Below are 15,446 nucleotides of genomic sequence, written 5' to 3'. Positions count from 1 at the left end.
GCGGCTAGCGCGAATCGCTGGCACGCGATTCACACGTTCGCCTTGCGGGCGGGCGTCGATCTGCAGGCTTCCTGTCCGGACTCCGCGGTCCCTCTCCATGCTGGTCGAGTAGCCCCGGAGGGGCGTATCGAGACCCACCGCTCCGCAGGCGGACTGGCGGGCGTCGATTCTGGCGCTGGTGGATCTCGATACGCCCGCTCCGCGGACTACTCGATCAGCATGCATAAGCCGGTCGTCCGATTCGGTGGGCATCGACCCTTGCTGGTCGAGTAGCCGCGCAGCGGCGTATCGAGCGGCGAAGCCGCTTCGCGTCTCGGTGGTCAGGGAAAGGACGCGGCTGCGCCGCGTCATGCTGGTCGAGTAGCCCCGCAGGGGCGTATCGAGACCCGCCGTCATCAGCAGGGCGGTTCTGCAGACTTCTGTTCTGACGCTGGTGGATCTCGATACGCCCGCTGCACGGGCTACTCGATCAGCATGACTTTACCCATACGCATTTGGTGATCTCTCCTAAGAGACCCACCGTCCTCAGCAGGCTGGGTCTCCAGACTCGCGTTTCGACGGTGGTGGATCTCGATACGCCCGCTGCGCGGGCTACTCGATCAGCATGGGGCCGGCCGGATCTGCGATCGGCCGCGCCGGCGGGCGAGCGCCTCCGACCGCGCGGGCGAGCGGGCCGCGCGAGGCATCCCTACACTGGGGGATCGTGTCTGACAGCAACCCGATCACCGACGAGGCCGTCTCGGCGGCGACCGCGGAGGCGCTCACCGCGATCCGCGCGGCCGCCGATTCCGCCGCTCTGAAGGCGGCTCGCACCGCCCACCTCGGCGAGGGCTCGGCCCTCGCCCGACTGAACGCGCTGATGCGCTCCGTGCCCCCGGAGTTCAAGGCGGCGTCCGGCAAGCTCGTGGGCGGCGCCCGCAAGCAGGTCGGCGACGCGTACGCCGAGCGGGAGGCGGAGCTGGTCGAGGCCGAGCAGGCCGCGGCGCTCGACGCCGAGCGCGTCGACGTCACCGCCGGCGCCAGCTTCGTGCGCCAGGGCGCCCGCCACCCCCTCTCGCTCCTGCAGGAGTCGATCGCCGACGTCTTCGTCGGCATGGGCTGGGAGATCGCGGAGGGGCCGGAGCTCGAGAACGAGTGGTTCAACTTCGACGCCCTCAACTTCGACGAGGACCACCCGGCCCGCGCGATGCAGGACACCTTCTTCGTCGACCCGGTCGAGTCGCACCTCGTGCTGCGCACCCACACGTCACCGGTGCAGATCCGCTCGATGCTCGAGCGCACCCCGCCGATCTACGTGATCGCGCCCGGCCGCGTCTACCGGACCGACGAGCTCGACGCCACGCACACCCCCGTCTTCACGCAGTTCGAGGGCCTCGCCGTCGACCGCGGCCTGACGATGGCGCACCTGCGCGGCACGCTCGAGCACGTCGCGCGCCTCCTGTTCGGCGACGAGGCGAAGATCCGCCTGCGCCCCAACTACTTCCCCTTCACCGAGCCGAGCGCCGAGCTCGACATCTGGCACCCCACCTTCGTCGGCGGTGCCCGCTGGATCGAGTGGGGCGGCTGCGGGATGGTGAACCCGAACGTCCTGCGCTCGGTCGGCATCGACCCGGACGAGTACTCCGGCTTCGCCTTCGGGATGGGGATCGAGCGGACCCTGATGTTCCGCAACGACGTGAAGGACATGCGCGACATGGTCGAGGGCGACGTCCGCTTCAGCAAGCAGTACGGGATGGTGATCTGATGCGCATCCCGCTGAGCTGGCTGGGCGAGTACGTCGACCTCGAGCAGGGCGTCACGACCGAGGCCGTTCACGCGGCCCTGGTCTCGGTCGGCCTGGAGGAGGAGGACGTCCACCGCTTCGAGGTGTCCGGCCCCGTCGTCGTGGGCGAGGTCCTCGACCTCGTCCCCGAGCCGCAGAAGAACGGCAAGACCATCAACTGGTGCACCGTCCGCGTCGCTCCCGAGGGGGAGCGCGCGGCGGACGGCGGCGACGACGTCCGCGGCATCGTCTGCGGCGCGCACAACTTCGCCGCCGGCGACAAGGTCGTGGTCTCGCTCCCGGGCGCGGTGCTGCCCGGGCCGTTCCCGATCTCGGCGAGGAAGACCTACGGGCACGTCTCGGACGGGATGATCGCGTCCACCCGCGAGCTCGGCCTCGGCGACGACCACGAGGGCATCCTCCGGCTGGCGAGCCTCGGCATCGATCCCGAGGTCGGCACCGACGCGATCGCGCTCCTCGGGCTCGACGACGCCGCGGTCGAGGTCAATGTGACCCCGGATCGCGGCTACGCCTTCTCGATCCGCGGCATCGCCCGCGAGTACGCCCACGCGACCGGCGCCGCGTTCCGCGACCCCGCGCTGGCGATCAGCGCGCCCGAGCGGCTCGACTCCGCCCCCGTCTTCCCCGTCGCGGTCGAGGACGAGGCGCCGATCCGCGGCCGCGTCGGCTCGTCCGTGTTCGTCACCCGGGTGGTCCGCGGCATCGACCCGTCGCTGCCGACTCCGCCGTGGATGATCGCGCGACTGCGACTGGCCGGCGTGCGCTCGATCTCGCTGGTCGTCGACATCACCAACTACGTCATGTTCGAGCTCGGGCAGCCGCTGCACGGCTACGACCTCGAGCGCCTGGAGGGCGGCATCGTCGTCCGCCGCGCCCGCGCCGGCGAGACGCTCGAGACGCTCGACGGACAGACCCGCCGCCTGCACCACGAGGACCTCCTCATCACGGACGACGGCGGGCCGATCGGGCTCGCCGGCGTGATGGGCGGCGCCCGCACCGAGATCACCGACACGACCGCCGACGTCCTGATCGAGGCCGCGAACTTCGACCCGGTCTCGATCGCGCGGACGGCGCGCCGGCACAAGCTGCCGAGCGAGGCGTCGCGCCGCTTCGAGCGCGGCGTGGACCCGCTGGTCGCGCCGGTCGCCGCCGCGCGCGCGGTGCAGCTGCTGGTCGAGCTCGCGGGCGGCACCGCCGACGAGCTCGGCTCGGTGCTCGCCGATTCCGGCGCGGCGACCGCGATCGAGCTGCCCGACGGCTACATCTCCGGCCTGATCGGGCTCGAGTACACGCCCGAGGAGATCCGCGGCGCCCTGGTCGAGATCGGCGCGAGCGTCGAGGTCGGGGGAGCGGGCCTGCTCGTCACTCCGCCGAGCTGGCGGCCCGACCTGACCGACCGCTCCACCCTCGCGGAGGAGGTCGCCCGGATCACCGGCTACGACCGCATCCCGTCGATCCTCCCCGTGGCGCCTCCCGGCCGCGGCCTCACGCCCGGGCAGCGCCTGCGCCGCACGGTCGCGCAGTCGCTCGCGGCCGCCGGGCTCACCGAGGTGCTGTCCTACCCGTTCCTCTCCCGCTCGATCAACGACCGCTTCGGCTCCGTCGACGGCGAGCCGGTGCAGCAGGTCTCGCTGGCCAACCCCCTGGACGCGACGGCGGGACAGCTGCGGCTCTCCCTCCTCCCCGGACTCGTGCAGGTCACGGCCCGCAACCGCTCGCGCGGTCTCGTCGACCTGGCCGTCTACGAGATGGGCTCGGTCTTCCTGCCGCAGAGCGGCGCTCCGTTCGGCTCCGAGGGGCTGCCCCTCGCCGGCGCGCGTCCGTCCGCGGAGATCGAGGCGGCGCTGAACGCGGGGATCCCGCGGCAGCCGCTGCACGTGGCCGCGCTGCTGACGGGCTCGGCGCTCGAGCGTCAGCCGGGAGTGGCCGCGCGCGACTTCGACTGGCGCGACGCGCTCGACGTCGTGCGCGACGTCGCGGCCGCCACGGGCGTGGAGCTGCAGATCCGTCAGGGCTCGCACGCCGCCCTGCACCCTGGACGCACGGCCGAGGTGCTGCTCGACGGCGCCGTGGTCGGCTTCGCGGGCGAGCTGCTGCCGTCGCTCGCCGACGACCTCGACCTGCCGCACCGCGTGGCCGTGGTCGAGCTCGACCTCGATCCGCTGATCGCGCGGGCCGGTCGCCTGGTGGTCGCACGCCCGGTCGGAGCGCTCCCCGCGGCGACCCAGGACCTCTCGCTGGTCGTCCCCGTGGCCGTCCCGGCGGCCGTCCTGCAGGCCGCCGTCGCCGAGGGCGCCGGCGAGCTGCTCGAGGCGATCCGCCTGGTCGACGACTACCGCGGCGCGGGCGTCCCCGAGGGATCCAAGTCGCTGACGTTCGCGCTGCGCTTCCGCGCCGCTGACCGCACCCTGACCGCCGCCGAGGCCAGCGCGGCGAAGGAGAGCGGCACCGCGGTCGCGGCCGAGCGCTTCGGCGCGTCCCCGCGCGAGTGAGCGGACGGCCGCTGGCTCCGGTCGGCGGCCGTGCGCCTCGGCGGGGCGAGGGCGCGTCCCGCCAGCGACTAGGCTCTCGGGCATGACTTTTTCCGTGGCGGTGGCCGGAGCGAGCGGGTACGCGGGCGGCGAGCTCCTGCGTCTGCTCGCCGATCACCCCGAGTTCGAGGTGCGCACGGTCACGGCGCACTCGAACGCCGGCCAGCCTCTCGCCGCGGTGCAGCCGCACCTGCGCTCGCTGCGCCACCTCGAGCTCGTCGACACGACGACCGAGAATCTGGCCGGCCACGACGTCGTCTTCCTCGCCCTGCCGCACGGCAAATCCGGCGAGATCACCGCGACGCTCCCCGACGACGTCCTCGTCGTCGACTGCGGCGCCGACCACCGGCTGACCGACGAGCAGGACTGGGCCGACTACTACGGCGGCGACTTCGCCGGCGCCTGGCCCTACGGCCTGCCCGAGCTGATGCTGCCCGGGTCCGGCCGGCAGCGCGACGTGCTGGCGGGAGTCCGCCGCATCGCCGTGCCCGGCTGCAACGTCACCGCCATCACGCTCGGCCTCGCGCCGGGTCTGCACGCGGGAGTGATCGAGGCCGCCGACCTGGTCTCGGTGCTCGCGGTCGGCCCGTCCGGCGCCGGCAAGAGCCTGCGCACCGATCTTCTGGCGAGCGAGCTGCTCGGCTCGGCGCACGCCTACGGCATCGGCGGCGGGCACCGGCACAACCCGGAGATCCGGCAGAACCTCGCGCTTGCCGGCGCCGGTCCCGTCTCGATCTCCTTCACCCCGATCCTGGTGCCGATGTCGCGCGGCATCCTCGCGACGTCCACCGCGCGCCTCGCGCCGGGCGTCTCCGCACGGGACGTGCGCGAGGCCTGGGAGTCGGCCTACGCCGACGAGCCCTTCGTCCAGCTGCTGCCCGAGGGGACCTTCCCGCGGACCGCCGACACCGTCGGCGCCAACACCGCGCTGATCGGCCTCGCCGTGGACGAGCGCGCCGGCCGTGTCGTGGTGGTCACCGCCCTCGACAACCTGGTCAAGGGCACCGCCGGCGCCGCGATCCAGTCGACCAACATCGCCCTGGGCCTCCCCGAGACCCTCGGCCTGAGCACGAACGGAGTCGCGCCGTGAGCATCACCGCCGCCGCAGGATTCGCCGCGGCCGGTGTCGTCGCCGGCCTCAAGTCGACCGGCGCCCGCGACCTCGCCCTCGTGCACAACCTCGGCCCGCTGCAGAACGCGGCCACGGTCTTCACCAGCAACCGCTGCAAAGCGAACCCCGTGCTCTGGAGCGAGCAGGTGATGCGCGACGGCGTCGTCTCGGCCATCGTGCTCAACTCCGGCGGGGCCAACTGCTACACCGGCGCCGCGGGCTTCCAGGTCACGCACGGCACGGCCGAGGCCGTCGGCGAGAGCCTCGGTGTCTCGGCCGGCGACGTGCTGGTCTGCTCCACCGGCCTCATCGGCGACCAGCTCGACCTCGGCAAGCTGACGGCCGGGGTCACCGAGGCGTCGGCGGCGCTCCCCGGCGCGACCGGCCCCGAGGCCGGCGAGGCAGCCGCCCGCGCGATCATGACGACCGACACCGTGCCGAAGCAGGCGAGCGTCCGCTCCGAGCAGGGCTGGACCGTCGGCGGCATGGCCAAGGGCGCCGGGATGCTCGCGCCCGGGCTCGCGACGATGCTCGTGGTGATCACGACCGACGCGGTCCTCGACTCGGCCGAGCTCGACAGCGCACTGCGCGCGGCGACCAGGGTCACGTTCGACCGCCTCGACTCCGACGGCTGCATGTCGACGAACGACACCGTCGCGCTGCTCGCCAGCGGTGCGAGCGGAGTGACTCCCGAGCACGCCGACTTCACCGCCGCGCTCACCGACGTCTGCCGCGACCTCACCCTCCAGCTCCAGGCCGACGCCGAGGGCGCTGCGCACGACGTGGCGATCCGCGTGCTGAACGCGGCGACCGAGGACGAGGCCGTCGTCGTCGCCCGGGCGGTCTCGCGCAGCAACCTCTTCAAGGCCGCGATCTTCGGCAACGATCCGAACTGGGGCCGGGTGCTGGCCGCGGTCGGGACCACCGATGCGCAGTTCGACCCCTACGGCATCGACGTGGCGATGAACGGGGTGCAGGTCTGCCGGGCCGGTGAGCCCGACGAGAGCCGCGACCTGGTCGACCTCGCGCCGCGTGCGGTCTCCGTGGACATCGACCTGCACGCCGGCGACGCCACCGCGACGATCTGGACCAACGACCTCACCCACGACTACGTCCACGAGAACTCGGCGTACTCCAGCTGATGGACGCCGAGACCATCATGGGCGCGGAGAACGCTGCGGACGCCGAGACCCCCACCGAGGCCGAGACCCTCGCGCTGCGCGACGCCGTGGCCGTCAAGGCAGGCACCCTGATCGAGTCGCTGCCCTGGCTGCAGCGGTTCCACGGCAGGACGATGGTGATCAAGTTCGGCGGCAACGCCATGGTGTCGGAGGAGCTGCAGCGCGCCTTCGCGCAGGACATCGTCTACCTCCACTACGCGGGCATCCGCCCGGTCGTCGTGCACGGCGGCGGCCCGCAGATCTCGGCGATGCTCGACCGGCTCGGCATCGCCAGCGAGTTCCGCGGCGGCTACCGGGTGACCAGTCCCGAGGCGATGGACGTCGTGCGGATGGTGCTCACCGGCAGCATCAGCCGCGACATCGTCCGGCGGATCAACGAGTACGGGCCCCTCGCCGCCGGCATCTCCGGTGAGGACGCGGGCCTGTTCGTCGGACGTCGGCGCGGCGTCGTCCTCGACGGGGTCGAGCACGACCTCGGCCTGGTCGGCGACGTCATCTCCGTCGATCCCGCGGCCGTTCTCGCTCAGCTCGACGCCGGCCGGATCCCGGTGGTCTCCTCGATCGCGCCCGACTCGGACGACCCGACCCGGTCGCTGAACGTCAACGCCGATGCCGCCGCGGCCGCGCTCGCGGTCGCCGTCGGCGCCGAGAAGCTCGTCATCCTGACCGACGTCCCCGGTCTCTACGCCGACTGGCCGGACCGCGACTCCCTCGTCTCGCACATCGCCTCCGACGAGCTCGCGGCGCTGCTGCCCTCGCTCGAGTCGGGGATGATCCCCAAGATGACGGCCTGCCTCGACGCCGTCCGCGGGGGAGTGCCGAAGGCCGCGATCATCGACGGCCGCGTCCCGCACTCGATGCTGCTCGAGGTCTTCACCTCCGAGGGCGTCGGCACCGAGGTCGTCGCCTCGGCCGACCCCCGCGACCGGGAGCGAACGTCGGGCCGCTGACCACCAGCGGCCCCGGCTCCGAGCGCCGCCCCGACGGGGTGCGCGCACCGACGGCCCTCCCGGCCGGACCGCTTCTGCTCGAAAGGCTCGACATGTCCACCGACACCGTTTCCGGCGCCCCCGCGCCCGATGTGCCCGCCTCCGACCGCACCGCCGAGGCGCGCGACCGCTACGCCGCCGCGATGATGCAGACCTTCGCCGCTCCGCTCGCCGTCCTCGAGCGCGGCGAGGGCTGCCGGGTCTGGGACGTCGACGGCCGCGAGTACCTCGACTTCCTCGGCGGGATCGCGGTGAACTCGCTCGGCCACGCGCACCCGGTCTTCGTCGAGGCCGTGAGCCGCCAGGCCGGCGCGCTCGCGCACGTCTCCAACTACTTCGCCACCGCACCGCAGATCCGGCTGGCCGAGAAGCTCCGCGAGCTCACCGGCGCGGGCGAGGCGGGCCGCGTCTACTTCGCGAACTCCGGCACCGAGGCGAACGAGGCGGCCTTCAAGCTCGCCCGCCTGCACGCGGCCGGCGGCCGGCACCGGATCCTGGCGCTGCAGAACGCCTTCCACGGCCGCACGATGGGCGCCCTCGCGATGACCGGCAAGGCCGCGATGCGCGCGCCGTTCGAGCCGATGCCCGGCGGTGTCGAGCACATCGAGGCGACGATCGAGGCCCTCGAGGCCGCGCTCGACGCCTCGGTCGCCGCGCTGATCGTCGAGCCGATCCAGGGTGAGGCGGGGGTGATCCCGCTGCCGGACGGCTTCCTCGAGCGGGCCCGCGAGCTCACCCGCGAGCGCGGTGCCCTGCTGATCGTCGACGAGATCCAGACCGGCATCGGCCGCACCGGCAGCTGGTTCGCCTACCAGCGCGCCGGGATCCTGCCCGACGCGATCACCCTGGCCAAGGGTCTCGGCGGCGGCTTCCCCGTCGGCGCCCTGGTCACCTTCGGCGCCGCCTCCCAGCTGCTGCAGAAGGGCCACCACGGCAGCACCTTCGGCGGCAACCCGCTCGCGACCGCGGTCGCCGGAGCGGTGATCGGCGAGATCGAGCGCGCCGACCTGCTCCGGAACGCCCGGGAGCGCGGCTCGCAGATCACCGAGGGAGTGCTCGGACTCGGCTCGCCGCTGATCGCCGGCGTGCGCGGGGCGGGTCTCCTGCTCGGCATCGCGCTGAGCGAGCCCGTCGCCGCCGAGCTGGCCGCCGCCGCGCTGGCGGAGGGACTCATCGTCAACGCGCCGAACGAGTCCAGCATCCGGATCGCGCCGCCCCTCATCATCACCGCCGCCGACGTCGACGAGTTCGTCGCCCGGTTCGGCCGCGCGGTGCAGGCGCTCGACGCCTGAACGACCCGACCTCCTCCTCCGATCGAAAGCGAACCGCAGCCGTGACCCGCCACTTCCTCCGCGACGACGACATCACCCCCGCCGAGCAGGCCGAGATCCTCGACCTCGCCCTCGAGCTCAAGCGCGACCGCTTCTCGCGCACTCCGCTCGCCGGCCCGCAGACCGTCGCGGTCATCTTCGACAAGTCCTCCACCCGCACCCGGGTGTCCTTCGCCGTCGGCATCGCCGACCTCGGCGGCAGCCCCCTGATCATCTCGACCGCGAGCAGCCAGCTCGGCGGGAAGGAGACCGCGTCCGACACCGCGCGCGTCCTCGAGCGCCAGGTCGCGGCCATCGTCTGGCGCACCTACGCGCAGTCCGGGCTCGAGCAGATGGCGGCGGGCACCCGCGTCCCTGTCGTCAACGCGCTCTCGGACGAGTTCCACCCGTGCCAGCTGCTCGCCGACCTGCTGACGATCCGGGAGCACCGCGGTCGCCTCGCCGGCCTCACGCTGACCTTCTTCGGCGACGGCGCGAGCAACATGGCGCACTCGTACCTGCTGGCCGGCGCGACCGCGGGGATGCACGTCCGGATCGTCTCACCCGCGGACTACGCCCCCGCTCCGGCCGTGCTCGCGGACGCCCAGCGGATCGCGGCGACCACGGGCGGCTCGGCCACCACCACGACCGACCCGGCCGAGGGCGCCGCCGGCTCGGACATCGTGATCACCGACACCTGGGTGTCGATGGGCAAGGAGGAGGAGAAGGCCGCGCGGGTCGCCACCTTCCGCGACTACCGGGTCGACTCCGACACGATGGCGGCCGCCGCCTCCGACGCGCTCTTCCTGCACTGCCTCCCCGCCGACCGCGGCTACGAGGTGACCGCCGACGTGATCGACGGTCCGCAGAGCGTGATTTGGGACGAGGCGGAGAACCGCCTGCACGCCCAGAAGGCCCTGCTGGTCTGGCTCCTCGAGCGCGCCGGCACCGCCGACGCCGCTCAGTAGACTCGACAGCCGACCCCGAGGAGAACCATGACGGAACGACCCTCCGCCCGCGCGGGCGAGGCCGGCGCGCTCTGGGGAGGCCGGTTCGCCGGCGGCCCGTCGCCCGAGCTGGCGGCGCTCTCGAAGTCGACGCACTTCGACTGGCAGCTCGCCGAGTACGACATCGCCGGCTCGCGCGCCCATGCCCGTGCCCTCGCGACCGCGGGCTACCTCGACGACGCCGAGCTGACCGCGATGCTCGACGCGCTCGAGCGCCTGCGCTCGGCGGTGGTCGAGGGCCGCTTCACCGCGGACGACGCCGACGAGGACGTGCACGGCGCTCTCGAGCGCGGCCTGATGCTCGAGGCGGGCCCGGAGCTCGGCGGCAAGCTGCGCGCCGGGCGCTCGCGCAACGACCAGATCGCGACCTTCGTGCGGATGTACCTCCGCGACCACGCCGCCGTCATCGCCGAGCTGGTGGTGCAGCTGATCGACGCGATCGCGGCGCAGGCCTCGGCGCACCCGGCGGCGATCATGCCCGGCCGCACCCACCTGCAGCACGCGCAGCCGGTGCTGCTCGCGCACCACCTGCTCGCGCACGCCTGGGCGCTGCTGCGCGATCTCGAGCGGCTGCGCGACTGGGCGGTCCGCGCCGACGTCTCGCCGTACGGCTCGGGCGCCCTCGCCGGCTCGACCCTCGGGCTCGACGCCGAGGCGGTCGCCCGCGAGCTCGGCTTCGCCGCGAGCGTGCCCAACTCGATCGACGGCACCGCCAGCCGCGACCTCGTCGCCGAGTTCGCCTTCGTCAGCGCGATGATCGGCATCGACGTCTCGCGCATCGCGGAGGAGATCATCCTCTGGAACACGCGCGAGTTCGCCTTCGTCACCCTCGACGACGGCTACTCGACCGGATCGTCGATCATGCCGCAGAAGAAGAACCCCGACATCGCCGAGCTCGCGCGCGGCAAGGCGGGTCGCCTGCTCGGCAACCTGACGGGCCTGCTCGCGACGCTGAAGGCGCTCCCGCTCGCGTACAACCGCGACCTGCAGGAGGACAAGGAGCCGGTCTTCGACTCGGTGACCACGCTCGAGGTGCTGCTCCCCGCATTCAGCGGGATGATCGCCACGCTGACCTTCCACACCGAGCGGATGGCGGAGCTCGCCCCGCAGGGCTTCTCGCTGGCGACGGACGTCGCCGAGTGGCTGGTGAAGAAGCACGTGCCGTTCCGCGACGCGCACGAGATCACCGGAGAGCTGGTCAAGCTCGCCGAGACGCGCGGCCTCGGCCTCGAGGACCTCGACGACGAGGCGCTGCGCTCGGTATCGCCGCTGCTGACGCCCGACGTCCGCTCGGTGCTCAGCATCGCGGGCTCGGTCGCCAGCCGCGACGGCGTCGGTGGCACCGCACCCGACCGCGTGGCGGAGCAGCTCGCGCAGCTGACCGAGCGCGTGCGGGTCGTCCGGTCCGCCCTCCGAGGGGACGCGTCGTGACGCTCCAGGGTCCGCCCGGCGATGACAGTCGTCCGCCGCTGCCGCCGTGGCAGCAGCGGACGCTGGTCGTCGTCGCGGGCGTCGTGATCGTCGCGGTGATCATCGTGACGATCGTGTCGGGGCAGAGCTTCTTCTAGGGATGCCTGGCCCGGTGGACCTCTCGCGCTCGGCTCTCGAGGTCGCGCCGGATCTCCTCGGAGCCGTGCTGCTGCACCGCACCGAGGAGGGCGTCGTCGGCGTCCGGCTCACCGAGGTCGAGGCGTACCTCGGACTCGGCGAGGACCCGGGTTCGCACGCGCACCGGCGCCGGTCGCCGCGGAACGCGCCGATGTTCGGGGAGCCGGGGACGGTCTACGCATTCTTCAGCTACGGGATGCACACCTGCGTCAACCTGGTCTGCTCGCCGGCGGGCACGGCCTCCGCGGTGCTGCTGCGCGCCGGCGAGGTGGTCGTGGGGGAGGAGCTGGCCCTGCGGCGCCGAGGTCCGGTGCGCTCCCGCGACCTCGCCCGCGGTCCGGCGCGTCTCGCCAAGGCGCTCGGGGTGACCCTCGCGGAGTCGGGTGATCCGATGTCGGCGGCGTTCGAGTTGCTGCCGCGCGAGGCGCCGGTGCCGATCGAGTCGTCCGTGCGCACCGGGGTCTCCGGCGAGGGCGGGGGCGACGCGTTCCCCTGGCGGTTCTCGATCTCCGGCGACCCGACCGTCTCGCCGTACCGGCGTGCAGTGGTCCGTCGTCGACCGGAGTCGGGCGGCGGTCAGCCCGCCAGGTAGAGCCGCGCGAGGATCCCGAGCGCTGCGGACCAGGCGAGGCTGGCGAGCGTGCCGATGATGAAGCGCTCGCGTGCCTCCGGGGACGCCAGCTCGCTGAAGCGGCCGACGCCCTTGACGGCGACGATCACGGCGACGCCCTCCGGCAGACCGCTGAGCAGGGCGCCCGCTGTGGCGATCCGCTCGAGCACACCGATGGTGGTGCCGCCGCGCAGCACCTCGATCGGCTGGCCGATCGCGGACGGAGCGACCCCAGGGGTCCCGGGACGCTGAGCGGCGGCGATCATGATGCCGCCGTGCGCGCCGCTGCGGGAGTCGGTGGTCGCGAGGTCCAGGGTGAGCAGCACGACCGGCCCGCCGCCGAGGACCGCGAGCGCGAAGGCGAGCACCACGACGGCGAGAGCGAGCGCCGGGGGAGCGGAGGCACCGGCCACGCCGGTCAGCAGGAAGGCGGCGGCCGCGGCGCCGATGCTGATCCAGCCGAGCGAAGGGCGGCGCAGGCGCACCGCGAGGACGGCGCCCGCGACTCCGGCCAGGAGCACCAGGAGCACGCCGGTCCAGGAGGCGGACTGGGCGGCGACGGCGAAGGTCTCGGGCAGTGCGGTGCGGAGTGCCGTCATCGGGGTGTCCTCTCGGAAGCGGAAGCGGAAGGGGCGCTGGTCTCAGTGGAGCCCTGCGCCGACGGGTCGGCACTCGCCGCCCCGTCGGGGTCGAGCGTACGGTCGACCACCGTCAGCAGCCGGGCGAGGGCGTCCCGTGCCGGTCCGTCGGCGCGCGCGCTCGCGGTCCGCACCCGGAGGCTGACCGCCTGGGGGGAGACGGCGAGACGCTCGGCCGCCTCCTTCTGCGAGAGCCCCGCGTCCAGGAGGTCGACGATCTCCCAGCCGGCCGGGGTCCGCGAGTCCCGGAGGTGGAGCAGCGGATCGAACAGAGCCTGGGCGTCGCCGACCGAGGGGAAGGCGTCCTCGGGGGAGTCCGCGCCGGCGTGGCCCGCGCCGGGGGCGTCGGGGTCGAGGGAGAAGCGGGTCGCCCGTCCCTTCGCCGCCTCGACCGCGCGACGCGCCGCGAAGTACGCCGCGCCGCGGGCGGCACGGGTGGTCCGGGGCAGCGGCCGCTCGATCGCGCCGATGCCGAGGCCGATGCTCCAGTGCCCGGAGCGGTGGAGCGCGAGGACCACGGACACGACGGCCTCGGCGCGGTCGAGCACGAACTGGAACTCGTCGCCCGCGGTGCGCTCGGGAGGGAGCACGAAGGAAGACGCCTCCGATTCGAGCAGAGCGGCGATCGCCTGCTCGACCCGGTCGTCGTCGTGACGACTGTCGCGCTGATCGGCGGTGATGACGAACACGATGACCTCCTCGATCAAGTATCAGAGCTTGATGCCGCCAGATCAAGCTTCCGGACTTGATCCCGCGCCGGACGTGCCGCCGGCCTCGCGCTACCCTGGACGGGTGACCGATCAGGACTCCCGCGGATCCGCGACCACCCCGTCGCTCGATCCCTCGTTCGAGAACGTCTGGGACGAGCTCGTCTGGCGTGGCGCGATCCACGTGTCGACCGACGCGGCAGCGCTGCGCGAGCTCCTCGCCGGAGACCCGATCACCTACTACTGCGGCTTCGACCCGACCGCGCCGAGCCTGCACTTGGGCAACCTGGTGCAGTTGATCGTGCTCCGTCGGCTCCAGCTCGCGGGGCACCGGCCCCTCGGTCTCGTCGGCGGATCCACCGGACTCATCGGGGACCCCCGGCCGACGGCCGAGCGGACGCTCAACTCCCGCGAGACGGTGGTCGAGTGGGTGTCCCGCCTGCAGGCGCAGGTGTGGCGATTCCTCTCGACCGAGGGGGAGAACCCGCTGCGGCTGGTGAACAACCTCGACTGGACGGCGCCGCTGTCGGCGATCGACTTCCTCCGCGAGATCGGCAAGCACTTCCGGGTGGGCACGATGCTCAAGAAGGACGCGGTCAGCGCGCGCCTGAACTCCGACGCGGGGATCAGCTACACCGAGTTCAGCTACCAGATCCTGCAGGGGCTGGACTACCTGGAGCTCTACCGCCAGTACGGCTGCGTCCTGCAGACGGGTGGCAGCGACCAGTGGGGCAACCTCACCAGCGGGACCGATCTGATCCACCGGACGGAGGGGGTCTCGGTGCACGCCATCGGGACGCCGCTGGTGATGAACTCCGACGGGACGAAGTTCGGCAAGAGCGAGGGCAACGCCGTCTGGCTCGACCCGTCGCTCACCAGCCCGTACGCGTTCTACCAGTTCTGGCTCAACACGGACGACCGCGACGTGGCGGCCCGGCTGAAGACCTTCACCTACCTGTCGCGCACCGAGATCGAGCGGCTCGAGCAGGCGAGTGTGGAAGCACCGTTCAAGCGGGAGGCGCAGCGCGCGCTCGCGAGCGAGGTCACCACTCTCGTGCACGGGGAGGCGGTGACGGCCTCGGTGATCGCGGCCTCCTCGGCGCTCTTCGGTCGCGGTTCGCTGGAGGGCATCGACGCGGGGATCCTGCGGGGAGCGCTTCAGGCGGTGACGACGGTCGAGGCGACCGCGTCGACTCCGGTGGTGCAGGCCTTCGTGGAGGCCGGACTCGTCGCGAGTCTCGGCGAGGCCCGCCGGGCGATCGGCCAGGGCGGTCTCTCGGTGAACAACACCGCAGTGTCGGACGACGCCGCCGTGCTCGGCGACCTCCCGCTGATCGACGGGATCGCCGTGCTGCGCCGCGGCAAGAAGAGCTTCGCCGGCGCCTTCGTCTCCTGACGGGAGCCCGATCCGCCCCGCGAGGAGCCCGGATCGCGACACGCCCGGGCGACGAGCGATTTGCAGGGCCGCGAAACCTCGACGTAATGTAACTCCTCGTCAGCCCAAAGGAGCGGACAGCGAGAGTCGGATGCAGAGCATCGTGACCCGCCGGCCCCCCTCAAGCGATGACCATCCCCTCGCTCTCAAGCCTGTTAGAGATTCGTCTCTTGATGGCGGCGGATCGCGAGCGTAAGATGCAAAGCCTCCGAGGGACCCAGGTCCTCGGCTTCGGTGCACGGCCTCGGCTGCGCACGATGACGGCGAGACGATCTCCGGATCCGACGCCGAGCACCACGAAGACGCCGACTTGACACGGCCCGCGGATGTGCTAAGTTAGTCGAGTTGCCACGGAGGCGATCGGGACTTCGGTTCTGATAAGCCTACCCGGTCTCGGCGACACGAACAAATCGAACGGTCCGCCTGATTCAGGCCGGCTCTCGGTATAACTTCTTCGATCACTTCCGTTGTGAAGCACCTTTTGTGGTGTGGAGGCGGGATGTGTCCGATTCTTGAGAACTCAACAGCGTGCACTA

13 protein-coding genes are annotated in these 15,446 nt (G+C 72.5%); 11 read left to right on the top strand and 2 right to left on the bottom strand.

Going from position 1 to position 15,446, the window contains the following annotated elements:
- Positions 1-703: 703 nt before the first annotated feature.
- From pheS to HQQ86_RS07525, 10 genes are all read left to right on the top strand, one after another.
- The gene (gene pheS / locus HQQ86_RS07570; RefSeq protein WP_123444514.1) at positions 704-1,744 is read left to right on the top strand and encodes a phenylalanine--tRNA ligase subunit alpha; all 1,041 of its coding nucleotides are present in this window, start codon (positions 704-706) and stop codon (positions 1,742-1,744) included.
- Positions 1,744-4,275 (top strand): phenylalanine--tRNA ligase subunit beta, encoded by a 2,532-nt coding sequence (gene pheT / locus HQQ86_RS07565; protein ID WP_173287572.1) that lies wholly within the window; start codon positions 1,744-1,746, stop codon positions 4,273-4,275. Before pheS ends, pheT begins: the two co-directional genes overlap by 1 nt.
- 82 nt (positions 4,276-4,357) lie before the next feature.
- Complete coding sequence (argC, locus tag HQQ86_RS07560) at positions 4,358-5,404, top strand: N-acetyl-gamma-glutamyl-phosphate reductase (protein WP_173287571.1); 1,047 nt, start codon at positions 4,358-4,360, stop codon at positions 5,402-5,404.
- The gene (gene argJ, locus HQQ86_RS07555) at positions 5,401-6,567 is read left to right on the top strand and encodes a bifunctional glutamate N-acetyltransferase/amino-acid acetyltransferase ArgJ (RefSeq protein WP_173287570.1); all 1,167 of its coding nucleotides are present in this window, start codon (positions 5,401-5,403) and stop codon (positions 6,565-6,567) included. The genes argC and argJ overlap by 4 nt, the downstream gene beginning before the upstream one ends.
- Positions 6,568-6,584: 17 nt before the next feature.
- Positions 6,585-7,556, top strand: coding sequence for an acetylglutamate kinase (gene argB, locus HQQ86_RS07550; RefSeq protein WP_173288713.1), 972 nt, complete (start codon positions 6,585-6,587; stop codon positions 7,554-7,556).
- A gap of 92 nt (positions 7,557-7,648) precedes the next feature.
- On the top strand, positions 7,649-8,887 hold the full coding sequence (locus tag HQQ86_RS07545) for an acetylornithine transaminase (RefSeq protein WP_173287569.1): 1,239 nt from the start codon (positions 7,649-7,651) through the stop codon (positions 8,885-8,887).
- Positions 8,888-8,928: 41 nt separating this feature from the next.
- Complete coding sequence (gene argF / locus HQQ86_RS07540) at positions 8,929-9,873, top strand: ornithine carbamoyltransferase (RefSeq protein ID WP_173287568.1); 945 nt, start codon at positions 8,929-8,931, stop codon at positions 9,871-9,873.
- 27 nt (positions 9,874-9,900) lie between these two features.
- Positions 9,901-11,343, top strand: a complete 1,443-nt coding sequence (argH, locus tag HQQ86_RS07535) for an argininosuccinate lyase (protein WP_173287567.1) — start codon at positions 9,901-9,903, stop codon at positions 11,341-11,343.
- Positions 11,340-11,480 (top strand): hypothetical protein, encoded by a 141-nt coding sequence (locus HQQ86_RS07530; RefSeq protein WP_173287566.1) that lies wholly within the window; start codon positions 11,340-11,342, stop codon positions 11,478-11,480. Before argH ends, HQQ86_RS07530 begins: the two co-directional genes overlap by 4 nt.
- Positions 11,481-11,482: 2 nt before the next feature.
- The gene (locus tag HQQ86_RS07525; protein ID WP_173287565.1) at positions 11,483-12,112 is read left to right on the top strand and encodes a DNA-3-methyladenine glycosylase; all 630 of its coding nucleotides are present in this window, start codon (positions 11,483-11,485) and stop codon (positions 12,110-12,112) included.
- Here the strand turns inward: HQQ86_RS07525 and HQQ86_RS07520 are convergent.
- Together HQQ86_RS07520 and HQQ86_RS07515 are read right to left on the bottom strand one after the other, a co-directional pair.
- Positions 12,097-12,729 (bottom strand): hypothetical protein, encoded by a 633-nt coding sequence (locus HQQ86_RS07520; RefSeq protein WP_123444506.1) that lies wholly within the window; start codon positions 12,727-12,729, stop codon positions 12,097-12,099. The two genes, HQQ86_RS07525 and HQQ86_RS07520, sit on opposite strands and share 16 nt — an antisense overlap.
- Positions 12,726-13,457, bottom strand: a complete 732-nt coding sequence (locus tag HQQ86_RS07515; protein WP_216845263.1) for a DNA-binding protein — start codon at positions 13,455-13,457, stop codon at positions 12,726-12,728. Before HQQ86_RS07515 ends, HQQ86_RS07520 begins: the two co-directional genes overlap by 4 nt.
- 103 nt (positions 13,458-13,560) lie before the next feature.
- On the opposite strand from HQQ86_RS07515, the gene tyrS reads away from it, so the two are divergent.
- A complete protein-coding gene (gene tyrS / locus HQQ86_RS07510) occupies positions 13,561-14,871 on the top strand; it encodes a tyrosine--tRNA ligase (RefSeq protein WP_367948585.1) in 1,311 nt (436 codons plus the stop codon).
- Positions 14,872-15,446: the final 575 nt, after the last annotated feature.

Origin of the sequence: Rathayibacter sp. VKM Ac-2857 (genome assembly GCF_013205025.1) — a bacterium.
Lineage (GTDB): Bacteria > Actinomycetota > Actinomycetes > Actinomycetales > Microbacteriaceae > Rathayibacter.
The sequence above is the reverse complement of the archived record's forward strand: the minus strand, read 5'-3'. Positions and strand labels throughout refer to the sequence as shown.